Genomic DNA, 23835 nt, shown 5'->3' with positions numbered 1-23835 from the left:
GCTGGCGGTTCCGGGCGATTTCGGTTACCCGAGCGTCACCCGGGTGGTGGTGGTTAGCATGACCGAGTTGACGGATCCGACCGGACGGGGCTGAAAGATCACGATGAGTGAGCGCGGCGCACTGCGGGCGCGGCTTGACCAGCTCGCCCGGGAGATCGCCAAGTTCGGCGTGGTCGGCGGCGTCGGGCTGCTGGTCAACATGGCGGTGTTCAACCTGGTCCGGCAAGTGACCGAGATCCCGGTCGTACGGGCCAGCCTGATAGCCACGGTGGTGGCCATCGGGTGCAACTACGTGGGGTTCCGCTACTTCACGTACCGGGACCGTGACAAGTCCGGGCGTACCCGCGAGATGACGCTGTTCCTGGTGTTCAGCGTGGTGGGGCTCGTGATCGAGAACGGGGTGCTGTACACGGCGACGTACGGCTTCGGGTGGGACAGCCCCCTGCAGAACAACTTCTTCAAGTTCTCCGGGATCGGGGTGGCGACGCTGTTCCGGTTCTGGTCGTACCGGACCTGGGTGTTCCGGGCGCTCCCCCTGCCCGAGGCGGCGGCTCCGGCGCCGGAGCCGCAGGCGGCCGGGGATCCGGAGCCGGTGGGCCAGGGCAGCCGCTAGGTCCGCCCGCCGCGCGTGCCGGGGGTCAGCGAACCGGGCGGGGATGCGCCGCCTTGTCGCCTCCGCCCGCCTCCCGGCTCAGGAACAGCGCGAACACCGCGGGCTTGAGCTGGACCAGTTCCAGCCGGCCGCCGTCCGCCTCCGCCAGGTCGCGGGCGACCGCGAGGCCGATACCCGTGGAGTTGCGGCCGCTGATCGTCCGCTCGAAGATCCGCGCCCCGAGGTCGGCCGGGACACCCGGGCCCTCGTCGGAGACCTCGACCACGGCCTGGTTTCCGGTGACGCGGGTGCGCAGCGCGACGGTTCCGCCGCCGTGCATGAGCGAGTTCTCGATGAGCGCGGCGAGCACCTGGGCGACCGCGCCCGGGGTGCCGACGGCCCGCATACCGGTCTTCCCGGAGCGTACGAGGGCCCGGCCCGCGTTGTTGTAGGCCGGGCGCCACTCCTCGATCTGCTGCTTGACGACCTCGTCCAGGTCGAAGGCGACGGCGGAGCCCGTACGGGGGTCGCGGGAGTTGGTGAGCAGCCGCTGGACGACGTCGGTGAGCCGCTCCACCTGGGAGAGCGCGGCGTGTGCCTCCTCCTGGACCGTCTCCAGGTCGTCGGTGGCGGCGATCTCCTCCAGCCGCATGGACAGCGCGGTGAGGGGCGTACGGAGCTGGTGCGAGGCGTCGGCGGCGAGGCGGCGCTCGGCGGTGAGCATCCGGCCGATGCGTTCGGCGGAGGAGTCCAGGACGTCCGCGACCCGGTCCAGTTCGGGGACGCCGTACCGCTTGTGCCGGGGGCGGGGGTCGCCGGAGCCGAGCCGTTCCGCGGTCTCCGCGAGGTCGGTGAGCGGGGATGCGAGCCGGTTGCCCTGGCGTACGGCGAGGAGGACGGCCGCCACGACGGCCAGCAGCGCGACGGCGCCGATGATCAGCAGCGTACGGCCGACCTCGGCCAGGACGCCGGAGCGGGACTCCTCGACGGTGACCTTCTCGCCCTGCTCTCCTGTGGCGGAGCCGCGGATGACACTGCCGTCGGGGCGGGTGCCGACCTCGATGGGCGGTTCGCCGGGGATCTCGATCCGCGCGTACCGCTCGGTGCCGCTCTGGTCGGCCAGGATGCCCGGGTGGACGGGCTCGCCGCCGACGAGTCTGCTGTCGACGATGCTGGCGAGGCGCACCGCCTCGGTGTCGACGCTCTCCTGGGCGCTGGTGCTGATGATGCGGGTCTCGACGAGGACGAGGGACGCCCCGAAGAAGGTGATGACCACCAGCACCACGGCGAGGGTGGAGTTGATCAGCCGACGGCGCACGGACCGGCCTTCCGTTGGTCGTCTTGTCCCTGGTCTCTTCTCGTCGTCCGGTCGTCTAGCTCTTCTCGAAACGGAAGCCGACCCCGCGCACGGTGGCGATGAAGCGGGGGTTGGCGGCGTCGTCCCCGAGCTTCTTGCGCAGCCAGGAGATGTGCATGTCGAGCGTCTTGGTGGAGGACCACCAGGTGGTGTCCCACACCTCACGCATCAGCTGGTCGCGGGTGACGACCCGCCCGGCGTCCCGGACCAGGACCCGCAGCAGGTCGAACTCCTTGGCGGTGAGCTGGAGTTCCTCGTCGCCCATCCAGGCCCGGTGCGACTCGACGTCGATCCGTACGCCGTGGGTGGCGGGCGGGACGGCGGCTTCGGCGGCACCGCGGCGCAGCAGGGCACGGACGCGGGCCAGCAGTTCCGCGAGACGGAAGGGCTTGGTCACGTAGTCGTCGGCGCCCGCGTCGAGTCCCACGACGGTGTCCACCTCGTCGGCACGGGCGGTGAGCACGAGTATCGGCACGGCGTGCCCCTCGGAGCGCAGCCGCCGGCAGACCTCGAGCCCGTCCATGCCCGGCAGGCCCAGGTCGAGCACGACCAGGTCGACCCCTCCCCGCAGTCCGGCTTCGAGGGCACCGGGCCCGTCCTCGCGCACCTCGACCTCGTACCCCTCCCGGCGCAGGGCGCGGGCCAGCGGTTCCGAGATGGAGGCGTCGTCCTCGGAAAGCAGTACACGGGTCATGGAGTGATGGTAGTCCGCGTGGGGTGAAGCCCGTGCGGAGATCGCGTCAGGATCACCAGAACCTGGGCATGAGCGACTGGAATTAAGGAACAACCTTTGAATATATGCATACGGTTCCATGATCGCCTGTGATTCATCTCTCAAGCCCTTCCAAATGGCGCACTCTCGTGGCGTATGGTGGCGAGACGCTCCCGTAGCGGCAATCCGGGACCTTTGGCGCCAACACTCGTTGACAGGTCGAAGGTCTCTTTTCTGCGCGGCGTCAGAAACGCCGGGGTCCCCCCACGGGACCCGGTGCGAGCAATGACCTGTGGCCGGGCTTCGCGGCGCGATGACACGCGGCGGGGCATGGATCCCGGAGCGGCGACCCCGCACCGGTACCGGCCGTCCCCCACGCGGGCGTGCGGCGCTCACCCGGCGGCACACGTCCCGAGAAACACACAAGGATCGTGACCATGGCGTCCAGCCTGACGAGGGACTCGGCGGGCAGCCCCGCTGCCCACGAGAAGACCTTCCTCGGCCACCCCCGCGGCCTGGCCTTCCTCTTCATGACCGAGATGTGGGAGCGCTACAGCTACTACGGCATGCGCGCCCTGCTCGTCCTCTACCTGTCGGCCAAGGCCGCCGAGGGCGGGCTCGGCTTCGAGGACGCCACCGCCGTCGCCATCTACTCCGTCTACAACGCGATGGTGTACCTGCTGGCCCTGCCGGGCGGCTGGTTCGGTGACCGGGTGTGGGGCGCCCGCAAGACCGTGGCGATCTCCGGCACGATCATCATGATCGGCCACTTTCTGCTGGCCGTGCCGTTCGAGGCGTCCTTCTTCGCCGGCCTGGCGTTCATCGCGGCAGGCTCGGGTCTGCTGAAGGCCAACATCTCCACGATGGTCGGCCACCTGTACCAGGACAAGAACGACCCGCGCCGGGACGGCGGCTTCACCGTCTTCTACATGGGCATCAACCTGGGTGCCTTCGCCGCGCCGCTGACCATCGGCACCGTCGGCCAGCTGGTGAACTGGCACCTGGGCTTCGCCATGGCCGGTGTCGGTATGGCCATCGGCCTGGTCTTCTACTTCACCGGTTTCAGCAGCCTGGCGCCCGAGTCGAGCCGGGTGCCCGCCCCGCTCTCCGCCGCCGAACGCATCGGCTTCGTCCGCAAGGCCCTCATCTGGCTGGCCGTCGCCGCGGGCGCCTACGCGCTGGTCGGCCTGAGCGGCGTGTTCACGATCGACTGGGTGCTGTGGCCGCTGACCCTTCTGGGCCTGGCCCTGCCGGCCTACTACCTGGTGAAGGTGCGGCGCGACCGCGAGCTGGAGCCGGTGGAACGGTCCCGGATGTCGGCGTACGCCTGGTTCTTCGTGGCCGCCGCCGCGTTCTGGGCGATCTACGACCAGACCGGCTCCACACTCAGCCTGTTCGCGAAGAACAACACCGAGAACACACTCTTCGGCTTCGATTTCCCGTCCAGCGCGTTCCAGTCCCTGAACCCGCTGTACGTGATGGCACTGGCTCCGGTCTTCGCCTGGCTGTGGGTGGCGCTGTCGCGGCGCGGCAAGGAGCCGAGCACGCTCAGCAAGTTCGCGACCGGTCTGCTGATGATCGGCGGCTCCTTCTTCGTGATGATGCTGGCGCAGGCCGCGTCCTCGGGCGGGGCCAAGGTCACGCCGCTGTGGCTGTGCTCGGTGTACCTGATCCAGACCGTGGGTGAGCTGACCCTCTCCCCCGTCGGCCTGTCGCTGACGACGAAGCTGGCACCGGCGAAGTACGCCTCGCAGATGATGGGCGTGTGGTTCCTGGCGGTGACGGCGGGCTCGTCCGTGATCTCGCTGCTCCAGCTGGTGGGTGCGCCGACGGACACCGAGTGGTGGTTCGCCAGCCAGGGTGCCGTCGCGGTGCTGGGCGGTGTCGCGATCTTCATGTTCCGCCGGAAGGTGCAGCCGCTCATGGGGGGCGTGCACTGAGCCACGGACCGCTGGTCCGCTGCAGGGGCGCCGCGCCGGACAGGCGGGGCGCCCCTTCTCCGTACCCGCCTCGGTGTGACGCACGGGGCTTCGGTGGCGGCGGACGAGATGCCTATAGTTCAGCGACCGGTCAGGCGTAGGGCGTCGCCGGTCGTGTCAAGGGGGAGGGACTCATGTCGGACACCACGGAGCAGCGGGCCGGTGGCAGGACGTCACGGAAGCGTTCCCGCCGGGCCGCCGGGCGCGGGAAGCGACGGGGGCTGCGGATAGCCGGGCTGGGGCTGGCCGTGCTCGTGCTGGGCGGAGCCGGGGCGGCCTGGTGGACGTACCGGGAGCTGGACAGCAACATCAACAGCGTGGACATCAACCAGGCCCTCGGCGACAACCGCCCGGAGAAGGCGCCCACCGCGCTCGCCGCGACGAACCTGCTGGTCCTGGGGTCCGACTCGCGCGCCGGGGACAACGCCGCACTGGACGCGGGCAAGGTGGGCGGCGCCCGGTCCGACACCGCGCTCGTCGTACACATCTCGGCCGACCGGTCCAGGGCCGTGGCGGTCAGCATTCCGCGCGACACCCTGGTGGACCGGCCCGTCTGTACGGACGCCTCGGGCGGCGAGACCGGGGCGGCATCCCGGGTCATGTTCAACTCCGTGTACACCACGGGTGGTTCCGCCTGCGTCGTGAAGACCGTGGAGAAGATGTCCGGGGTGCGCATCGACCACCTCATGGAGATCGACTTCGCCGGGTTCAAGGAACTCGTCGACGAGCTGGGCGGTGTCACCGTCGACGTCAAGGAGCCCATCCGGGACACCAAGGGCGGGTTCACCCTGGACCCCGGGACGCACCGGCTGAACGGCACGGACTCCCTGAAGTTCGTCCGCACCCGGTACGGGTACCGGGACGGCAGCGACCTGGGGCGGATCGGGCTTCAGCAGCAGTTCATGATGGCGCTGCTGAAGGAGGTCAAGCAGCAGGACCTGCTGGGCAGCCCGGCGAAGGCGTACCGGATCGCGCAGTCCGCCACCAAGGCGCTCACCACGGACGAGGAGCTGGCCTCGCTGACGGCGCTGGCGGAGTTCGGGCGGGAGATGCAGGGGATCGATCCGTCGACGATGGAGACGGTGATGCTGCCGGTCGCGTACGACAAGGCCGACCCGAACCGGGTGGTGGCGGCGGAGCCGCAGGCGGGTGCGCTGTGGCGGGCGCTCCGGGAGGACGCGTCGATTCCGGAGTCGGCGACGAAGTCGCCGGCGACGGCGCGCTGACGCCTTCCCGGGGGCCCGCCCTTCCGGGCCCGGTGCCCCGGTCTGCGCACGGGTCCGCCGCCCGCGTCGGCAGGTCCCCGCGGACGCGGCGCCCAGCGGGTGCGGGTCAGGGGGATCCGTCAGGCCGGGGGCCGTTCCCGCGACGGAGCGGGGGCAGCCCCGCCCCGGCCGAAGCGCCGTACCGCGGCGGGACGCGAAGGCGGCCCCCCTCGCCGCCCCCGGTCACCCGGCCGGGGGCGCGGCTGTCATCATGGGCGGTCTGCCGTGTGAAGGGCATGCGGTGGACAGACGCAGGGGGTGTGATGGCGGGCGGAACTGTCGTGGACGGCGGGGTGCGCATGTCGTGGGGGGAGGCGCTCTCCCGGTTGCGGAACGCGCAGAAGGCCGCCAAGGGGGTGTCGCTGTACTCGCGGTTCGTGAACCGGCCCGCGGGACGTGTGCTGGCCGCCAGTGCCTATGTCGCCCGGCTCACTCCCAACCAGGTCACCGTCGTCAGTGCCGCGTTCAGTTTCGCCGGGGTCGCCGTGCTCGCCCTGGGCGCACCCTCGTGGGCCGTCGGGGTGCTGGTGTCCGCCGCGCTCGTCGTCGGGTTCGCGTTCGACTCCGCGGACGGGCAGCTCGCGCGGCTGCGCGGGGGCGGGTCCCCGGCCGGGGAGTGGCTCGATCACGTCGTGGACTGCGCGAAGCTCACGGTTCTTCACCTCGCGGTCGCGATCAGCTTCTACCGGTACCCCGGGTTCTACGGCACCGAGGGGTCCGAGCTGTGGCTGCTGCTGCCGTTCGGCTTCCTGCTCGCGACCATCGTCACGTTCGTCGGCGGGCTGCTCACCGAGAAGCTGAAGCCCAGGCCCGCGCCGGGCAGCGCGCCGCCCGCGCCTTCGACGCTGCGCGCGGTCGCGCTGCTGCCGGTCGATCACGGCGTCTTCTGCCTGGTGTTCGTGCTGCTCGGTGGCGGGCCGCTGTTCCTGTGGGGCTACGGGCTGCTGGGCGCCGCTGCCGCGCTCTATCTGCCGCTGTTCCTGGTCAAGTGGTTCCGGGAACTCGACAACGGCTGAAACGTCTCAGCCCGGCTGGACGCCCGCCGTCTCGCCCTGCGGCGCCGGGTCGGTGAGCGCGTCCAGGGCGCGGCGGAGCTGGGTGCTGCTGGTGTGGACCGTATACGGGAAGTAGACGACGTCCACGCCGACTTCCGCGAAGTCCTGCTCCAGCTTGTCGCCCTTGGGCGTGCCCCGCCAGTCGTCGCCCTTGAACAGGACGTCGAACCGGACCTGCTTCCAGGTCTCCACCTTGTCCGGCACGGTCTCGACGAACGCGGCGTCCACGTACTTGATGTTGCGGACGATCTCCAGCCGCTCGATGAGCGGGATGACCGGGCGCCGCCCCTTGGCCATCTCCACCATCTCGTCCGACACCACTCCGGCGACCAGGTAGTCACAGTGCTGCCGGGCGTGACGGAGGATGTTGAGATGTCCGATGTGGAAAAGATCGTAGGCCCCCGGGGCATATCCGACCCGGTATCCTCGGCGCTCCGACATGGCTTGCTTGGCCCCCTCTGAAACGTTCCGCCCCCGTGTATCCGGCATGACAGTACCGTGCACGTGAGCGGGAGGACAGGTGAACGATTAGGGTGCACGGGCAATCGTTCGTCACAATGGGGGGCAGCCGATGCCGGACACACGTCCATCGGAGCCGGGTGGTATACCGCCGCAGCAGGCACAGCGGAAGCGGCGTGTGCTGCTCGTGTCCACGAACTACGCACCCGAGCACACCGGTATCGGACCCTACGCCACACAGGTCGCCGAGCACTGGGCCGCCCAGGGACACGAGACGCACGTCCTGGCCGGCATGCCGCACTACCCGTCCTGGACGGTGGACGAGGACTACCAGGGCGCGTGGCGCCGCACCGAGCAGCGCAACGGCGTGACCGTGCACCGCAGACGGCACAGCGTGCCCGCGCGGCAGACGGCCGTGCGGCGGGCCGTGTTCGAGGCGTCGGTGCTGACCCACAAGCTGGTCGCGCCCCCGCGCATCGAGCGGCCGGACGCCGTCGTCGCACAGCTGCCCAGCCTCGCGGGCGGGGTGACGGGCGCCCGGCTGGCGAAGCGCTGGGGAGCCCCGTACGTGCCGGTCGTGCAGGACCTGATGGGCGCCGCGGCCGAGCAGAGCGGCATCGAGGGCGGCGACAAGGCGGCTGCCGCGGCGGCCCGGGTCGAGGGCTACGCGCTGCGGCGGGCCACGCTCGTCGGGGTCATCCACGAGACGTTCGTGGAGCGCGTGACGGCGCTGGGCGTGGCGCCCGAGCGGATACGGATCGTTCCCAACTGGTCGCATGTGGCCGCCCCCTCCGCGCCCCGTGAGGAGACCCGGGCGCGGCTCGGCTGGGCGCCCGGTGACACGGTCGTGCTGCACGCCGGGAACATGGGCCTCAAGCAGGGCCTGGAGGTCCTGGTGGAGACCGCGCGCCTCGGCCGGGACGTGCGGGTGGTGCTGATGGGCGACGGCAACCAGCGGGAGACGCTGAGCGAGCTGGCGCGGGACGTGCCGAACCTGGAGTTCCTGCCGCCGGTCGACTCCGACCAGTTCCCCGACGTGATGGCCGCCGCCGATGTGCTGGCCGTCACCCAGCGGGCCTCGGTCCTCGACATGAGCGTGCCGTCCAAGCTGACCTCGTACTTCGCCGCCGGACGGCCGGTCGTCGCGTCCGTCGCGGACGGCGGTGGAACCGCGGAGGAGGTCCGGCGCTCCGGGGCCGGCGTGCTCGTACCGCCGGAGGACCCGGCGGCGCTGCTCGCGGCGGTACGTAATCTGGCTTCCGACCCGGTCGCGGCGGAGCGTCTGGGGACGGCGGGGCCGCGCCACGTGGAGGCGCATCTCGGCCGGGCCGCCGGTCTGGCGCGCTACGACGCGCTCCTGGACGAGGCCCTGTCCCTGGCCGGGGCGGGTACGGCCGGGTCGTCGGCTGCCGGTCGCGGAACATCAGGAGGGGCGAACAGGTGACGCAGCACGCACAGGGCGGCGGCTCGGGCGGGCCGGCGGCGATACCGGCGGTTGCACCCGCGGGACAGGTGCCACCGGCCGTGGTCATGGAGGACGAACCGGACCTGCTCCGGGACCAGTTCCGGCAGCTGCTGCGCTATCCGCGGCTCATCACGGGCGGTGTGCTGCTCGGCCTGCTGGGCGGTGCCTGGCTCGGCTTCAGCACCTCGGACACCTACGTGGCGACCAGCGACGTCGTGCTGCGGGCGGCGACCGAGGACCCCTTCAACCCGAGCATCGCGGTCGAGAAGACCCTCGACATGAACACCGAGCGGCAGGCCGCGACCAGCCGCCGCACCGCCGAGAAGGCCGCGGAGAAGCTGGCGTACGACGGCGACCCGGCCGGGCTGCTGAACGAGCTCCAGGTCACCAACCCGCCCAAGTCGCTGGTGCTGCGCTTCAGTTACACCAGCGACAACCCGGGAGTCTCCGCGCAGCGCGCCAACGCCCTGGTCGACGCGTACCTCGCGGACCGGCAGGAGCAGACCGAGAACACCCGCGACACGATGATCGAGGGGCTGCAGAAGCAGCTCAATCCGATCGCGAAGGAACACGACAAGCTCGCGGAGAAGCTCGACGGCAGGACCGGCTCCGACGTCGAGGCCGAGTACACGGTCAAGGCCAACCTGCTCAACCGGATCACCGAGCTGAACAACCGCATCAGCAAGCTGAAGGCGCTCGACATGACGCCTGGCAAGGTGATCAAGGTCGCCACGGCGCCGACCGAGTCCGACGGGCCGGGCTGGGCGCTGTCGCTGGGTCTCGGCGGCGCCGTCGGCATCGCGCTCGGTCTGCTGCTGGCGTGGGTACGGCTGGTGTTCGACCCCGCTGCCCGCTCCGAAGGCGATGTGGCGCGTGCGCTGCGTGCCCCGGTCCTGGGGTCGCTGCCCCGCACCGGGGACTCGGAACCGCTGCTCGCGGAGAACCGGGAGGACTCGCCGCTCGCGGAGGAGTACCGGTCGATCGCCTACCGGCTCGCGTACGACCAGCGGTTCGCGGACCGGCGGCGGCTGCTCGTGGCCGCGCCCCGGGGCTCCAGCCGTACGGCGACGGCGGTGGCCGTCAACCTGGCCGCGTCGTTCGCGGAGACCGGCAAGCGGGTGCTGATCGTGGAGGCCGAGCTGCGCCGCCCGTCGCTGGAGAACCAGCTGCGGGCCCGCGAGCTCAACCGCCCGTCGTGGAGGCAGGACGCGGACGGCGGCGGCAACAGCGGCTGGCCCGGCACGCGGCGGCTGACCGTGGACGCCGGTGAGTCGGGCAGCTTCGAACTGGTGCCGGGCACGCGCGTGCGGAACGTGGCACGGGCGCTGACCTCGCCGGAGATGTCCCGCCTGGTGGAGGAGGCCAACGACCCGCAGGTCACGGTCATCGTGCTGACCCCGCCGGTGTTCGCGTACGCGGACGCGCTGGCGCTGGTGGACCGGGTCGACGGTGTCCTCGTGGTGTGCGACCCGCGCGGCGTGCACCGCTCCCAGCTCTCCCGGCTGCGGGACCTCATCACCGGCGCGGGCGGCACCGTGCTGGGCACGGTCATGCACCGCGGCCAGGGCGGCGGCAAGGAGAAGGGTCCCCAGGGCGGCAAGGGCCGCCGCAAGAGCGGCGGGCGCGGTCAGCGCGGCGGCGGTGCTTCCGGCCCCGACTCCGGCGACAGCGGCAGATACGCCGACGCGGACCGTTACGAAGCCGCCGACCAGGGCTATGACGACGGGTACGACACGGACTACGAGGCGGCCGGCCAGAACGGCGGCTACGAGCAGCAGGCCGCCCAGGGGGACGCCAGTTCCACGATGGCGCTGCGCACCGTCGCGCCTCGTCGGCAGTGAGCGGTCCTTCGGCCGTGGACACTCCCGAGAGAGCCCTCCGGGGCCGTACGGCCGCGCTCGCATCGGTACTCGACCAGGGCGCGGCCGGGCTCACGAACATCCTGGTCCTGATCCTCGCGGCGCGGCTTTCGACGGTGTCGGGCTTCGCGCAGTTCTCCATGGTGTACCTGGTGTTCACCGTGGCGCTGGGCCTGTTCATGGCGTACGTCGGTCAGGCGCTGGTGCTGGAGAAGGGCACCCTGCCGGAGCGGGCCGCGGCCTGCCGGAGCGCGCTCGGCTTCACGGCGGCGGCGTCCTGCGCGGTGGGCGTCGCCCTGGTGGCGCTCGGCCTGGTGTCCGGTCCGGTAGCCGGGCTGCTGGCCGAGCCGTCGGGCCGTGCGCTGGCGGCGCTCGGCGCGGTGCTGCCGGTGGTGCTGCTCCAGGACGCGGCGCGGTACTGCTTCTCCCTGCTGGGCCGCCCGCACCACGCGCTCGTCGCGGACGGGCTGCGGCTGGTGTGCACGGTGGCCGTACTGATGGCGCAGCCGGACGGGGCGTCACCGTCGCGGCTGGTGCTGGCCTGGGGGCTCGCCGCCCTGCCCGGTCTGGCCGCCGGACTTCTGCTGCTGCGGCGGACGCTGGGCGCGGGCGGGCGCGGAAACCTGCGGCGGTACGTCCGGCGGGGCCACCTGGGGCAGCGGTTCGCGGTCGAGTTCGCGGTGGGCAACGGCTCCAGTCAGCTGGCGGTGCTGGCGCTCGGTGCGGTGGGCAGCCCGCTGGCGGTGGGAGCGCTGCGGGGTGCGTCGGCGCTGTTCGGGCCGCTGAACGTGTTCTTCGGCGCGGCGAACGGATTCGGGCCGCCGCTGCTGAACCGCCTCGGCGGCGGGCGCGCGGTGGTGCGGGCGACGCTCCTGCTGGGCGCCGCGCTGGCCGGTACAGGCGCGGTGTGGGGCGCGGTGTGGTGGCTGCTGCCGGACGGGTGGGGGCGGCAGGTGCTGGGCGACACGTGGCCCGCGGTCGCGGAGCTGCTGCCCGCGTCGGCGGCGCAGTACACGTTGATGGGTCTGGGCGTGAGCGCCCTGCTGACCCTGCGGGTGCTGAGCCCGAAGCAGACGCTGCCGGTGCAACTGGTGTTCTCGGTGCTGTCCGTGGTGCTGCTGTTCACCGGCTTCGCACTGGGCGGTGCGCTGGGCGCGGCCTGGGGCCTGGCGTGCGGGTCGGGGCTGAAGGCGGTGGCGGCCTGGGTACGGGTGCTGCGGTTGCGCCGCGCGGCGGACGGGCCGTCCGAGGAGACACCCCGGGGGCGGGCCCGGCACCGGGCGGGGCGCGGGTAGGCCGTTTCCTCTGCCCCGTCGGCCGCCCCGCCGTCCTGTCCGGCCGGTGGGAACGGCTCGATTCGCGCCCGCTGCGCCTCCGTCGACGGCACACACCGGCAGCGACGGACGGTGCCCGTCGGCCCGGCGGCGTCTGTCAGGCTGTCGGCCCGGCGCGGAGCCGCCGCGCGTCCCGCACGAGCGCGTACGAAGCGCTGAAGAAGATCACGGCTCCGGCCGCGGGCCGGCGGACCGGCGCCCCGGAGCGGTACGCACGGACGGCGAGAACGAGCAGGAACACACCGGCGAGGACACCGGAGGCCGGGACCGGAGCGCTGACGGGGTGAGCCGCACGGGCATCGTCAGGAAGGACCGGGACCAGCGGAAGTGATCCGGACGAACCCGCCCGGCTCGGGCCGACGGCGCTCACCCGCCGTCCCGCGCCATCCCGGCTGTGCTCGGTCCCGGAAGGGGCCGGGTGGGAGAACGGCGCCGGGACCGCGGCATCAGCGCAGGCCCGCCCGTGGATCCCGGCGCCGTGTCGCGATCAGCGCCAGGCACATCGCCGCGATCGCGATCTTGCCCGTCGCCTGGAGGAGCGGGCCTCGTACGAGGATGAAGGAGTAGCCCGCCACGAGCGGCGCCGCGATCAGCAGCAGGCTGCCCGACGGGGAGCTGCGGACGGCCCGGCGGGCCACGCGGCGGTCCACCCGGGCCGCGGCGTAGCCGAGGCCCGCCAGGCCGAGCGTCATGCCGACGGGGCCGTAGTCGATCCACAGCTCCGCCCATATCGGGGACGACAGGTTCGTGTTGACCGCGCCCATCCACTCCCCGACCGTCACGCCCGTGTCGTTGGGTTTGTCCTCCCACATGGAGCGGGGAACCGCGAAGAGCAGCGAGCCCGCCAGCTGGTAGCCGTAGCTGTGGCCCTGGCCCGACTCCACGTACGTGATGGTGTTGGCGAACATGCCGACCTGGTCGTAGTCCTTGAGCGCCAGCGGTTCCAGGAAGGACGTCGTCTCGACCGAGCGGGTGTTGTTCTCGTCGTACCGGAACTTGTCCATGAACGGGAAGAGGAGCAGCGCGACGATCACGCCCAGGCTCAGCGACGTCCGGTACATCGCGGCGCTCACCGGGAACGCGGTGAAGAGCAGGGCGAACATCACCGTCAGGAACCAGTAACGCGGGTTCGAGATGGGGTTGTTCACGATGACGTTCAGCAGCACCAGGGCGGCGAACATCGCGATGACCGACCAGGTGCGGCGGGCGCGCTGTGACGTGATCAGCCAGCGGGTGTACGCGAGCAGCGCGATCAGCGGGGGCACGGTGCCGAAGCCGCGCAGGAAGGCCTGCCCGGCCTGGCCGCCGCCCTCGGGGGCGACACCCGTGTCCTCGATGGCCCCGATGATCTCCTGGCGGCTGGCGAAGAACACCGCCGGGCCGCCGAGCTTGACGATGAGCAGCCCGCCGCAGGCGAACGCGAACAGGGCGAGCAGGTACAGACGGCGGCGGTGGATCAGGACCGGCCGGTCGTCCGGGGCGACCTCGCCCGGCGGGCGCGGCTCGCCGGGGGCGCGGCGGCGCCACGGCGGCCGGTAGCGGGCGAGCAGTGCGCCGATGTCGAAGGCGAAGCAGCCGAGCAGGACGAGGGCGACGGCCTGGACGAGGTCCTCGCGGGGACCGACGACCGGCGTCGGCACCCGGTCCAGGACCGCCTGGGCCAGCGGGGCGACGCCCATCGCCATGTAGCAGAACATCCAGAAAGTGGCCTGAAGCAGCCTGCGGCGGGCCGTGAGAACCATGGCGGAGAGCCGGACACCGCAGTAGACGGTGAGGACGAGCTGGAGCCAGAACGCGGCGTCCCGGGGGCCGTCGCCGGGCTGGGAGATCACCACCAGCGGCAGGAAACAGGACAGTCCCAGCACCAGGGGGATGGCCAGCGCGCGGGACAGCAGGGTGCGCGGCCGGAACGGCGGGGGCAACACCACCGTGGCGTTCCGTACCGGGGGCGCCGCGGCCTCGGTTGTGCCGGATATACCGGGGGCCGCGGTGTCGGTCGTCACGTTCTGTACCCCCCGGTCGCCCCTGGTTCCGCGCGCAGTCTAACGAGCCACGGGAGTGGGGCACGCCCCGTGGGACCCGGGCCCTGCTCTGTGGCAGCCCGGCCGAAGCCGTTAACCTGAGGTTCGTCTTCACAGTTTCGCCGCGCCATGACCATCAGCCGCCCCGCCCGGACGGCTGGGGTTCCGGGGGTCGCCTCCCGGAGAAGCGCAGCACACCATGCGCACAGAGGGGGGAGTCCGGCATGTCGCGCGATCTGTCCGCGTTCACGCTGGCCGGCTACGACAAGGGCCGGGGCAAGCTGACGCAGGCGCTCTGGTTCGCCGTGCTCAACCTGGTGTTCATGGCCTGGTGGTGCCCCGCCCGGCTCCGCGTCGCGCTGCTGCGCGCGTTCGGCGCCCAGGTGGGGAACAACGTGTTCATACGGCACAAGGTGCGCATCCTGTGGCCCTGGAAGCTCAGCATCGGGGACAACGCCTGGATCGGTGAGGGTGCCTGGCTGCTCAACCTGGAGCCGGTCGCCATCGGAGCCAACGTCTGCGTGTCCCAGGAGGCGCTGCTCTGCACGGGCAGCCACGACCACCGCGCCGCCGACTTCCGCTACCGCAACGCCCCGATCACCGTCGAGGACGGCGCCTGGGTCGCGGCCCGCGCCACGGTGCTCGCGGGCACGCGCGTCGGCCGCCACGCGGTCGTCGGTGCCGGAGCCGTACTCCACCAGGATCTGCCCGAGTTGACCCTGCACACCGCGGACGGGACGCGCCGACCCGTCAAGGAGCCCCAGTGACCGTCCCGCCCAGCGCCCCGTCCCTGCGCGTCCTGCACGCCGTCACCCTGCACTCCCCCACCGGCGCCTTCGGCGGCCCCGTGCGCGTCGCCCTCAACCTGGCGCACGGCCTGCGCGAGCGCGGCCACGAGCCCCGGCTGCTCGCCCTGGCGGACGGGTTCGGCCCGACGCCGCCCACCGATGTGGAGGGCATCCCGGCGCGGCTGCACAACGCCAAGCGCCTCCTGCCGCTGGGCTTCAGCGGCATCACCTCGCCCGCCCTGCTGTCCGAGGCGAAGACCCTGGTGCGCGGCGCGGACGTGGTCCATGTCCACCTGGCCCGCGACCTGGTGACCCTCCCCGTCGCCCTGGCCGCGCTGAAGGCGGACGTGCCGGTGGTGCTCCAGACGCACGGCATGGTCGACCCCAGCGACAAGCTGCTGGCGAAGGTGCTGGACGCGCTGGCGGTACGGCGCGTCCTGCGCGGCGCGGCGGCCGTGCTGCATCTGACGACGCACGAGCGGCGCGGCCTGGACGCGGTGCTCGGCACGCCGCTCACCAACGCGCACGCCCTCGTCAACGGCGTTCCCCGGCAGGACCGGCGGCCCGCCCCGGACGGCCCGCCGCGCATCCTGTACGCGGCCCGGCTCCAGGCGCGCAAACGGCCCTGCGACTTCGTGGCCGCCGCCCCGGACATCCTGCGCCGCCACCCGGACGCCCGGTTCGTCATCGCGGGGCCGGACGAGGGCGAGCTGCCCGCCGTGCAGAAGATGATCGCTGACCTGGGGCTCGGTGACCGGGTGAGCTACCTCGGCGCGCTCGGCTCCGCCGAGGTGCTCGACGAGCTGCGCCGCGCGCATGTGTACGTCCTGCCGTCGGTGGACGAGCCGTTCCCGATGTCGGTCCTGGAGTCGCTGTCCGTCGGCACCCCGGCCGTGGTGACCGTGTCCAACGGGCTCGCCTCCGCCGTGCGGGACGCGGGCGCGGGCCGGGCCGTCGAGGACGCGTCGCAGCTCGCGGACGCGGTCGTGGCGCTGCTGGACCCCGAGGAGGCACGAAAGGCGTCGGCCGCGGCACACATGCTCGCGACCGACGCCTTCTCGATCGACGCGGTGGTGGAAGACCTCCTGGAGGTCTACGGACGGGCCACCGCGCAGGCCCGCGGCCAGGTCTGACGGACAAGCGGTCCGGCCGACAGGCGGTCCGACGAACGGCGGGCCCGAGCCGGTGCAACCGGCTCGGGCCCGCCGTCAGGCGTTACGGGCTCAGGCCCGCAGCCAGGCGTAGCAGCCCGAGGACACGAACCGGGCCGCCCCCGACGGGATCTTCAGGGAGTGCGGTCCGGTCGCGCCCGCGTCCGGACCCGACGCCAGCAGGTTGCCCTTGGCGTCGGTGACCTGCCACGAGCAGCTCGGGCCGGACGACACGGTCTTGTAGCTCCCGGCCGCCGGCTTCTCGTGGGTTCCGTCCCCGTAGCCGCCCTTCGCCGCGTCCACGACGGGACGCTGCTCGGGGCAGAGGTGGGCGACGGCCGCCTCGGCGTCCGGGATCTCCCCGGCCGCGACCGCCGCCGCGGCGGCGGTCTTGTCGCGCTTGGCCGTGCGCTCGATCCGCTGGCAGGACTCCTTGCCGACGTCGAGCACGGCCGCGGGCTCCATGGACTCGGGCACCCGCCCGGTGAGGAACTCCTTCTCCGGCTTGGAGAAGGAACCCGTGGCGGGCTTGAGGTCTCCCTCCGGCACCGTGGGGCCGGTCGGCTCGGCCGCCTTGGGGGTCTCCTCGTCCTGGGTGGCGTCCTGCTCCTGTTCGAGCCGTTCGGCCGCCGACAGGGCGGGGCCGGAGGCCGACGGCGAGGCGTCGGCCTCCTTCCCGTCCGAGGAGCCGGAGCACCCAGTCAGCCCGAGCGCCGCGGCCAGCAGCAGCGAGGCCGCCGCGGCCGGACGCCCGGACCGCCGCCGTCCGAGACGGTGACGGAAGGTACCTGAGGTACTGGTGGTACGCATCTGTCGCTCCTGCACCACGGTCTAGTTCGGCGAGAAGGTGAGGATCAGCTTCGGCGTCCCGCCGGACTGGCTGGCCTCACTCGACCACAGCCACAGCGAGTCCGTGCCCTCACCGGTGAGCGCCATGTCGTACGTGCCGCCCAGACCCGCACTCAGCGCCGCCGCGTCCAGCTGGACCGAGGCGGCCGTGTTGGTCGTGTTCGGCGAGGTGAGGGTGCCCAGCGTCTCGTCGCCCAGCGTCGGCCGGGTCGCGTAGGTGACGCCGGACTCGGTCCAGGTGCCCGTGACGGGCCGGACCTGCACCGGGTCGACCGATCCGGCGTACGACGCCGAGTTGGTCTTCACCTCCAGGGCCGCGCCGACCAGCTTCGTCCCGGCGGGGGCCGCCGGGAGCTGGAACCGCAGGTACGTCTCGTACCGGGAGGTGCCGCGCACCGCGAGGGACGTGGAGCCGCCGTAGTTGGTGCTCTGCGCACCCGCGTTGACGTACGTGTCCTCCGCGACCTCCACCGTGGTGACGGTGTCGCCCTTGACGGAGGCCTTGGCGTGGTGCGTGGCCACCTGGGCGGCACTCAGCGCGGTCGGGTAGACCGCCGCCTCGTCGATCAGACCGGCGAACTCGTAGCTGGACGGTCGGTACGGCCAGCCGCCGCCGATGCTGTCGGCGCCGACGTGCCAGTAGCCGAGGTACTTCTCGTGACCGGTGTTGCTGTGGGTGCCGATCTTCTTGCCGTCGACGTACAGCGTCATGCCGCCCGGCCCCTGGGTGCCGACGACGTGGTGCCACTTGCCGTCGTTGTAGGAGGACGGGGTGACGATGGTGCGCACGCCGCGGTTGTAGGCGCCGAAGACCAGCTGTCCCCAGTTGGTCATGTAGAGGTGCTTGTCGTACTTCGAGCTGTTGCGGGTGGTGTTGTTGCCGAACCCGATCAGCTTGCCGCCCCGCCACGTGGTCGTCTTGAACCACGTCTCGATGCTGTACGCGTCCGTGGGCATGACCCGCCGGTCGCTGTACAGACGGTCGTTGACGCCGTCGAAGCCGAAGGACTTGTTGCCGGTGGCGACCGCGCCGGGCTCACCCTGCGTGGGGCCGTTGGTCTGGAGGCCGCTCAGGTCCCCGGTGGACGAGTCCGCGACGTACGGGCTGGTCGTGTCGTCGAGCCGCCAGTACATGCTCGCGCCGTCCGCGATCACCTGGGAGGCGTACGGATCCGGGGTGGTGGCGACGGTCGCGGAGGCCGTGGCGGACAGCGCGCTGACGTTGCCGGCCGCGTCGGTGGCGGTCACCCGGTAGCTGTGGGTGGCGCCGGAGGTCAGGTCCTTGTCGGTGAACGAGGCCTGCGGGCGGTGCCAGGGCAGCGACTCGGCGTCGAGCGTGGCGATCGGGGTGGCCCCGCCGTCCCGGTAGACCTTGTACGTGAGCTTGCTGTCGTCGAGGTCGAGGCTGGTGCGCCAGCGGACCTGGACCTCGCCCGGCTCGACACTGGCCGCGCTCACGTCCGGCGTGGTCGGCTTGCCCGTGTCGCCGGTGGAGGCGAAGCGGGTCAGACCCTGCCCGGCGGCACCGTTGACGGTGGTGAACTCACCGCCGGACCACAGGTACTCGACACCGTCCTTGGCGGCGACCGTGATGGCGCGCGGGCCGATGCCCTCGCCCAGGCCGTCATTGGTGTCGGGGAACCAGCCGAGCTTGCCGGTGGACGTGGTCGGCTGCGCCAGGAAGTGGTAGCGGCGCCCGTCGGGGAACTCGCCCACGCTGGAGCAGTCGTGCGCGTGCGAGGCGCTGTACAGCACGTTCTTGTGGGACTCGACGGCCTGGGTGGCGCCGAGGCAGGTGTCCCGCCAGCGCTCCGAGAAGCCGTTGAGGTCCAGCGCGATGCGCCCGTCGAAGACGCCGCCGCCGGTGCCCTCGTTTCCGGTGTAGAAGCCGGTGGCGTCGGTGTCGATGTCCTTGACGACCGAGTTCCACGGGATGTAGCCGGTCGGGTACGCCTTGACGACCGAGCCGCTCTGCGCGTTGACGACCGCGAGGGCGTGCGAGTCCTGGCCGTTGACCTCGAAGAAGTCGCCGCCCAGCAGCACGTTCTGCCCGTCCGGGGTGACCTCGACGGCCCGGCCGGGCTCGTCGGCGTCGGCGGTGAAGGGCTTCAGCTCGCCGGACACGGCGTCGACGGCGGCGAACCGCTTCCGGGTCTGGCCGTTGACCTCGCTGAAGTCGCCGCCCGCGTACACGGTGTCGTTCGTGACGGCGAGGGCCCGCACGGTCGCCGGGAAGACCGCGTTGAAGCCGGTCTTCGGGGTGCAGCTCGCGATGTCGATGGCCGCGGCGCTGGACACCGGCTGGCCGTTGACGGCACCGAAGTAACCGGCCGCGTAGAGAGTCTTCTTGTCGGGCGACACGGCGAGGGCGCGTACGGTGGCGCTGCCGGACGGCACGGTGAAGGACAGCTCGCAGTCGGTCGGGGCGCCGGTCGCGGCGTCCAGGGCCACGAAGTTCAGCGCTTCCCTGGCACTCCCGGACGAACCCTCCGGAGGCCGTACGGCCGAGAAGGTACCGCCGGCGAACACGACACCGTCGGCCTGGGCGAGCGCCCAGACGATGCCGTTGGTCTGCCAGGTCGGAAGGTCGTCCGCGGTGAAGGCGACCGGCGCGGTGAGCGCGCCGGCCTGCGGGGCGACGGCCACGCTCAGTCCGGTCACCGCCACGGACAGGGCGAGGGCAGCACGCAGCCCTCTGGATCTGTTCATAAACCCCCCCCAAGACCAAAAGGCCTTGATGCCTGTGGGTGACCGCTGCCCCACGACGTCAGCTGCCGTACCGCAGGAATCACCCAGTCAAGAATGAATCAGCCGTAGGGTAACGCCTCATCGGCGGATTTCGGCCAGCTGTGACGAAACCGCAAAACTCCGGAACCGGGGGGCCTGAGGCCCCCCGGTCACCGTCTCAGCGGTCCACGCGGACCGCGGCGCCCGACAGTTCGTCCTTCACCTGGCGGACGTCGGCGTCGACCATGATGCGGGCCAGGTCCTCGACCAGCACCTCCGGCTTCCAGCCCAGCAGCTCCTCCGCCTTGCTCGCGTCACCGATGAGGGCGTCGACCTCGCTCGGGCGCTCGTACTTGGCGTCGTACCGGACGTGCTCCTCCCAGTCGAGACCGGCGTGGCTGAACGCGGTCTCCAGGAACTGGCGGACCGTCGCGGGGACGCCGGTGGCGACGACGTAGTCGGTGGGCTCGTCCTGCTGGAGCATGCGCCACATCGCGTCCACGTACTCCGGCGCGTAGCCCCAGTCGCGTACCGCGTCGAGGTTGCCGAGGTAGAGCTCCTGCTGGAGACCGGCCTTGATACGGGCGACCGCGCGGGTGATCTTGCGGGTCACGAAGGTCTCGCCACGGCGCGGCGACTCGTGGTTGAAGAGGATGCCGTTGACGGCGTACATGTCGTACGCCTCGCGGTAGTTGACCGTGGCCCAGTAGCCGTACACCTTGGCCACGCCGTACGGGCTGCGCGGGTGGAAGGGGGTCTTCTCGTTCTGCGGGGGCGGGGTCGCGCCGAACATCTCGGAGGACGAGGCCTGGTAGACGCGGGTGTCGATGCCGGAGGCGCGGACCGCCTCCAGCAGCCGCAGCGCGCCGAGGCCGGTCACGTCGCCGGTGTACAGCGGGGCGTCGAAGGAGACCCGGACATGGGACTGGGCGCCGAGGTTGTAGACCTCGTCGGGCTGTATCTCACGCAGCAGGTTCACCAGCGCCACCCCGTCGGAGAGGTCGGCGTGGTGCAGCGTGAAGCGGCGGCCGGACTCCTGCGGGCCCTGGTAGATGTGGTCGATGCGCTCGGTGTTGAAGGTGGAGGAGCGCCGCACCAGACCGTGCACCTCGTATCCCTTGGACAGCAGCAGCTCCGACAGGTACGAGCCGTCCTGTCCGGTGACGCCCGTGATCAGTGCGGTCTTGCTCATGCGTGGTTCTCCTCCCGGGCGGTCCGGTTGCCCGGCGCCCACCCGCGTTCTGATGCGAAACAGATGAAAGCTACATACGTTGTGAACCGTGAGATCCACGACAAATACGCGAAAAGCACGATAGATACGTCACATCATGACTCTGGCTTGTGGCGTGGCCGTCCTCGCCTGGCATGATCCGGCTCATGACCGACTCGTCGCAGGCGGCTTCGCCGCCCACCACCCCCTCGTCGCCCCTCCTGCCCGCCCGGGCCCGGATATTCGTCGCCGGGCACCGTGGGCTCGTGGGGTCCGCCGTGGTCCGCCGCCTCACCGCCGACGGCCACGAGGTGATCACCCGTACCCGTGCGGAGCTGGACCTGCGGGACGCCGCGGCCACCGCCGCGTTCCTCGCGGAGGTACGGCCGGACGCGGTGGTCCTGGCCGCGGCCAAGGTCGGCGGCATCCTGGCCAACAGCACCCAGCCCGTCCCGTTCCTCGAGGACAACCTGCGGATCCAGCTCAGCGTGATCGCGGGCGCCCACGCGGCCGGGGTCGGCCGGCTGCTGTTCCTCGGCTCGTCGTGCATCTACCCGAAGCACGCCCCGCAGCCCATCCGCGAGGACGCGCTGCTGACCGGCCCCCTGGAGCCGACGAACGAGCCGTACGCGCTCGCCAAGATCGCCGGCATCTGCCAGGTGCAGTCCTACCGGCGCCAGTTCGGCGCCTCGTACATCTCGGCCATGCCGACCAACCTGTACGGGCCGGGCGACAACTTCGACCTGGAGACCTCGCACGTCCTGCCCGCGCTGATCCGCCGCTTCCACGAGGCGCGGGAGGCCGGCAAGGACTCCGTCACGCTGTGGGGCTCGGGCACGCCCCGCCGGGAGTTCCTGCACGTCGACGACCTGGCGGACGCCTGCGCGACGCTGCTGGCCCGCTACGACGGCGACGCGCCGGTGAACGTCGGCTGCGGCGAGGACCTCACCATCCGCGAGCTGGCCGAGACAGTGGCCGACGTGACGGGCTTCACCGGCCGGATCGACTGGGACACGAGCAAGCCGGACGGGACCCCCCGCAAGCTGCTGGACGTGTCCGGGCTGACGGACCTCGGCTGGAAGCCCCGCGTCGGACTGCGCGACGGCATCGCGTCGACCTACTCCTGGTGGCTCGGACAGAACGGCTGACCACCCGGCCCCGGCCCGCAGGGCCGGGGCCGCCCCCGTTGACGATCGGCTGGCCATGGGGCCTCAGTACGCCCCGCGGCCGTCGACGACGGCGCGGAAGGTGCGGCCCATCACGTCCAGGTCGCTGCTGAAGGACCAGTTGTCGACATAGTGCAGATCGAGCTGGACCGTCTCGTCCCAGGTCAGGTCGGACCGGCCGCTGACCTGCCACAGGCCCGTCATCCCGGGCTTGACCCGCAGTCGGCGCAGCTCCGTCGCGTCGTACCCGGCGACCTCCTCGGGCAGCGGCGGTCGCGGCCCCACCAGGGACATGTCTCCGCGCACCACGTTGAACAGCTGCGGCAGCTCGTCCAGGGAGGTGCGGCGCAGGAAGCGGCCGACGCGGGTGACCCGGGGGTCGCGCCGCATCTTGAACATCTGGCCGTCGTTCTCGTTCTGCGCGGCGAGCTGCGCCTTCAGCTGGTCGGCGTTCACGACCATGGTGCGGAACTTCCACATGGTGAAAGGATCCTGGTCGAGGCCGATGCGCTGCTGTTTGTACAGCGCGGGGCCGCGTGAGTCGAGGCGTATCAGCAGCGCCATGAGCAGGAAGAACGGCGACAGCAGCAGCAGCCCGAAGCCCGCCCCGAGCCGGTCCATGGCGCCCTTCAGGGCCCCGTGGACACCGCCGGTACGGGGCTTGTCGACCCGCAGCACGGTCAGCCCGGCCACCGAGCTGGCGGCCAGCCGCTTCACGGACGTCTCGACCAGGCCCGGCGCCAGCGCCACCTCGAACCCGGCGTCGTGCAGCGCCCAGGTCAGCTCGCGCAGCCGGTCGCCGGTCAGCCGCGCCCCGGGTGCCAGCAGCACCACGTCGGCGCGGTACCAGCGGGCGAAGGCGACGAGCCGCTGCCCGGCGCTCAGCCCGACGTACGCCTCCCAGTTCTCCGGCCCCCCGGCGTCGGCCGCCTTCTGGTAGGCAACCTCCGGTCCCAGGTCCAGCCGGTCCCCGCGACCGGCCGACGCGGCCGTCACCTCGCGGTGCGCGGCCGTGGCGGCCTCGTCCTCCGGCCCGTTGCCGACGACGACGGATCCGACCAGGGCCATCGGGTGGTCGGTGTTGGACGCCAGCCGCCGTACTGCGCTGTCCAGCGCGCCCGGCTCACCGACCACGAGGACCCGGTCGACGGCCTCGGCGGCCCGACGCCGGTTGGTGAGGTGCTTGTGCACGGCACGCCGCAGCACCAGCGAGCACACGAGCGTAGGTGTCAGAGCGAGCAGAGACGGGTACGGAGCCGGTGTCTGTGTGGTGGCGACGCTGAGAACCGCAAGGACCGCGATCAGGATGAGCCAGTCGTTGAGCACCGGAAGCGCCCCTCGCGACTCACCGACCTCCGCCTTGCGGTAGCGGTGCCGTACCGCCTGCACACCGATCCACAGGGCGGCGGCGACGGCGGCATACCGCACCGGATGCGGCTGGCCGACCTCGCCGAACACCAGCAGGACCGACAGGGCGGTCACACCCGCGTCGGCGGTGAACAGCACCGGCAGGTACCAGCGCGGCTTGGCCAGACGGCCCGAGCCCGAGCCCGACCGGCCGCCTCCGTCGGCGGCCCGCAGGCCACCCGGTCGCGCGGTGCGGAAGTTGTTGGTTTTTGTGTCTCCCAAGATGGCACGCCCCCCCAGGGCAGGAAAAGCGTCCGCCGCTCATGTCATCGGCGGTACTTACATTTCCTTCACGGCAGGGCACACTACGCCACACACACGTTCTGTAGAACACGGTCTCTCGTAAGGTTCCGTATACATAACGTTTCCGGACACTCTCCCGAACTCTCCGGCAGCGGTGCGCGCGGAGGCGGGCACGCGCCCTAAAGCGCAGGTGGCC

At 71.7% G+C, this 23835-nt stretch carries 19 protein-coding genes; 10 read left to right on the top strand and 9 right to left on the bottom strand.

Annotation, left to right across the window (positions count from 1 at the left end; all coding sequences use genetic code 11):
• Nucleotides 1-103 precede the first annotated feature (103 nt).
• Complete coding sequence (locus I3F58_RS02395) at nt 104-613, top strand: GtrA family protein (RefSeq protein ID WP_240106457.1); 510 nt, start codon at nt 104-106, stop codon at nt 611-613.
• Between the two features lie 25 nt (nt 614-638).
• Here I3F58_RS02395 and I3F58_RS02390 read toward each other — a convergent pair whose 3' ends face one another.
• Together I3F58_RS02390 and I3F58_RS02385 are read right to left on the bottom strand one after the other, a co-directional pair.
• A complete protein-coding gene (locus I3F58_RS02390) occupies nt 639-1910 on the bottom strand; it encodes an ATP-binding protein (RefSeq protein WP_240106456.1) in 1272 nt (423 codons plus the stop codon).
• 55 nt (nt 1911-1965) lie between these two features.
• Nucleotides 1966-2643: a response regulator transcription factor gene (locus I3F58_RS02385; RefSeq protein ID WP_240106455.1), complete on the bottom strand. Its 678-nt coding sequence runs from the start codon at nt 2641-2643 to the stop codon at nt 1966-1968.
• 455 nt (nt 2644-3098) lie between these two features.
• Here I3F58_RS02385 and I3F58_RS02380 point away from each other — a divergent pair, with 455 nt between their 5' ends.
• The 3 genes from I3F58_RS02380 to I3F58_RS02370 all read left to right on the top strand — a co-directional run bounded on the left by I3F58_RS02380 (nt 3099) and on the right by I3F58_RS02370 (nt 6921).
• Nucleotides 3099-4601, top strand: a complete 1503-nt coding sequence (locus I3F58_RS02380) for a peptide MFS transporter (protein ID WP_240106454.1) — start codon at nt 3099-3101, stop codon at nt 4599-4601.
• A 173-nt stretch (nt 4602-4774) separates the two neighbouring features.
• Complete coding sequence (locus tag I3F58_RS02375; RefSeq protein WP_240106453.1) at nt 4775-5866, top strand: LCP family protein; 1092 nt, start codon at nt 4775-4777, stop codon at nt 5864-5866.
• Nucleotides 5867-6168: 302 nt separating this feature from the next.
• The gene (locus tag I3F58_RS02370; protein ID WP_374207889.1) at nt 6169-6921 is read left to right on the top strand and encodes a CDP-alcohol phosphatidyltransferase family protein; all 753 of its coding nucleotides are present in this window, start codon (nt 6169-6171) and stop codon (nt 6919-6921) included.
• Between the two features lie 6 nt (nt 6922-6927).
• On the opposite strand, the gene I3F58_RS02365 is transcribed toward I3F58_RS02370, so the two are convergent.
• Nucleotides 6928-7401: an adenylyltransferase/cytidyltransferase family protein gene (locus I3F58_RS02365; RefSeq protein ID WP_240106452.1), complete on the bottom strand. Its 474-nt coding sequence runs from the start codon at nt 7399-7401 to the stop codon at nt 6928-6930.
• A 199-nt stretch (nt 7402-7600) separates the two neighbouring features.
• On the opposite strand from I3F58_RS02365, the gene I3F58_RS02360 reads away from it, so the two are divergent.
• Genes I3F58_RS02360 through I3F58_RS02350 form a run of 3 tightly spaced genes read left to right on the top strand, consistent with a single transcriptional unit; the run spans nt 7601 to nt 12038 of the window.
• Complete coding sequence (locus I3F58_RS02360) at nt 7601-8863, top strand: glycosyltransferase family 4 protein (protein WP_374207893.1); 1263 nt, start codon at nt 7601-7603, stop codon at nt 8861-8863.
• On the top strand, nt 8860-10725 hold the full coding sequence (locus I3F58_RS02355; RefSeq protein ID WP_240106450.1) for a polysaccharide biosynthesis tyrosine autokinase: 1866 nt from the start codon (nt 8860-8862) through the stop codon (nt 10723-10725). Before I3F58_RS02360 ends, I3F58_RS02355 begins: the two co-directional genes overlap by 4 nt.
• A 14-nt stretch (nt 10726-10739) precedes the next feature.
• On the top strand, nt 10740-12038 hold the full coding sequence (locus I3F58_RS02350; RefSeq protein ID WP_240106449.1) for a hypothetical protein: 1299 nt from the start codon (nt 10740-10742) through the stop codon (nt 12036-12038).
• Between the two features lie 136 nt (nt 12039-12174).
• Here I3F58_RS02350 and I3F58_RS02345 read toward each other — a convergent pair whose 3' ends face one another.
• Together I3F58_RS02345 and I3F58_RS02340 are read right to left on the bottom strand one after the other, a co-directional pair.
• Entirely contained in the window at nt 12175-12318 is a 144-nt protein-coding gene (locus I3F58_RS02345; RefSeq protein ID WP_240106448.1) for a hypothetical protein, read from the bottom strand.
• Between the two features lie 205 nt (nt 12319-12523).
• A complete protein-coding gene (locus I3F58_RS02340; RefSeq protein ID WP_240106523.1) occupies nt 12524-14005 on the bottom strand; it encodes an O-antigen polysaccharide polymerase Wzy family protein in 1482 nt (493 codons plus the stop codon).
• 317 nt (nt 14006-14322) lie between these two features.
• On the opposite strand from I3F58_RS02340, the gene I3F58_RS02335 reads away from it, so the two are divergent.
• On the top strand, nt 14323-14865 hold the full coding sequence (locus I3F58_RS02335) for a WcaF family extracellular polysaccharide biosynthesis acetyltransferase (protein ID WP_240106447.1): 543 nt from the start codon (nt 14323-14325) through the stop codon (nt 14863-14865).
• Nucleotides 14866-14888: 23 nt separating this feature from the next.
• Nucleotides 14889-16019: a glycosyltransferase gene (locus tag I3F58_RS02330; RefSeq protein ID WP_240106522.1), complete on the top strand. Its 1131-nt coding sequence runs from the start codon at nt 14889-14891 to the stop codon at nt 16017-16019.
• Nucleotides 16020-16109: 90 nt separating this feature from the next.
• Here the strand turns inward: I3F58_RS02330 and I3F58_RS02325 are convergent, their stop codons facing one another.
• The 3 genes from I3F58_RS02325 to gmd all read right to left on the bottom strand — a co-directional run bounded on the left by I3F58_RS02325 (nt 16110) and on the right by gmd (nt 20805).
• On the bottom strand, nt 16110-16847 hold the full coding sequence (locus tag I3F58_RS02325; RefSeq protein ID WP_240106446.1) for a hypothetical protein: 738 nt from the start codon (nt 16845-16847) through the stop codon (nt 16110-16112).
• 21 nt (nt 16848-16868) lie between these two features.
• The gene (locus I3F58_RS02320) at nt 16869-19595 is read right to left on the bottom strand and encodes a LamG-like jellyroll fold domain-containing protein (protein WP_240106445.1); all 2727 of its coding nucleotides are present in this window, start codon (nt 19593-19595) and stop codon (nt 16869-16871) included.
• 196 nt (nt 19596-19791) lie between these two features.
• Nucleotides 19792-20805, bottom strand: coding sequence for a GDP-mannose 4,6-dehydratase (gmd, locus tag I3F58_RS02315; protein ID WP_240106444.1), 1014 nt, complete (start codon nt 20803-20805; stop codon nt 19792-19794).
• A gap of 185 nt (nt 20806-20990) precedes the next feature.
• Here gmd and I3F58_RS02310 point away from each other — a divergent pair, with 185 nt between their 5' ends.
• Nucleotides 20991-21971, top strand: a complete 981-nt coding sequence (locus I3F58_RS02310) for a GDP-L-fucose synthase (RefSeq protein WP_240106443.1) — start codon at nt 20991-20993, stop codon at nt 21969-21971.
• Nucleotides 21972-22034: 63 nt separating this feature from the next.
• On the opposite strand, the gene I3F58_RS02305 is transcribed toward I3F58_RS02310, so the two are convergent.
• On the bottom strand, nt 22035-23618 hold the full coding sequence (locus I3F58_RS02305; RefSeq protein ID WP_240106442.1) for a sugar transferase: 1584 nt from the start codon (nt 23616-23618) through the stop codon (nt 22035-22037).
• Nucleotides 23619-23835 lie beyond the last annotated feature (217 nt).

Origin of the sequence: Streptomyces sp. MUM 203J (assembly GCF_022414595.1) — a bacterium.
Taxonomy (GTDB): Bacteria; Actinomycetota; Actinomycetes; order Streptomycetales; family Streptomycetaceae; genus Streptomyces.
This window is presented reverse-complemented; position numbering and strand designations above follow the sequence as displayed.

Bases quoted from the DNA above. Each gene is read 5' to 3' on its own strand.
- I3F58_RS02395 (WP_240106457.1), top strand. From the start codon at position 104: ATGAGTGAGCGCGGCGCACTGCGGGCGCGGCTTGACCAGCTCGCCCGG.
- I3F58_RS02385 (WP_240106455.1), bottom strand. From the start codon at position 2,643: ATGACCCGTGTACTGCTTTCCGAGGACGACGCCTCCATCTCGGAACCG.
- I3F58_RS02380 (WP_240106454.1), top strand. From the start codon at position 3,099: ATGGCGTCCAGCCTGACGAGGGACTCGGCGGGCAGCCCCGCTGCCCAC.
- I3F58_RS02375 (WP_240106453.1), top strand. From the start codon at position 4,775: ATGTCGGACACCACGGAGCAGCGGGCCGGTGGCAGGACGTCACGGAAG.
- I3F58_RS02370 (WP_374207889.1), top strand. From the start codon at position 6,169: ATGGCGGGCGGAACTGTCGTGGACGGCGGGGTGCGCATGTCGTGGGGG.
- I3F58_RS02365 (WP_240106452.1), bottom strand. From the start codon at position 7,401: ATGTCGGAGCGCCGAGGATACCGGGTCGGATATGCCCCGGGGGCCTAC.
- I3F58_RS02335 (WP_240106447.1), top strand. From the start codon at position 14,323: ATGTCGCGCGATCTGTCCGCGTTCACGCTGGCCGGCTACGACAAGGGC.
- I3F58_RS02325 (WP_240106446.1), bottom strand. From the start codon at position 16,847: ATGCGTACCACCAGTACCTCAGGTACCTTCCGTCACCGTCTCGGACGG.
- I3F58_RS02320 (WP_240106445.1), bottom strand. From the start codon at position 19,595: ATGAACAGATCCAGAGGGCTGCGTGCTGCCCTCGCCCTGTCCGTGGCG.
- gmd (WP_240106444.1), bottom strand. From the start codon at position 20,805: ATGAGCAAGACCGCACTGATCACGGGCGTCACCGGACAGGACGGCTCG.
- I3F58_RS02310 (WP_240106443.1), top strand. From the start codon at position 20,991: ATGACCGACTCGTCGCAGGCGGCTTCGCCGCCCACCACCCCCTCGTCG.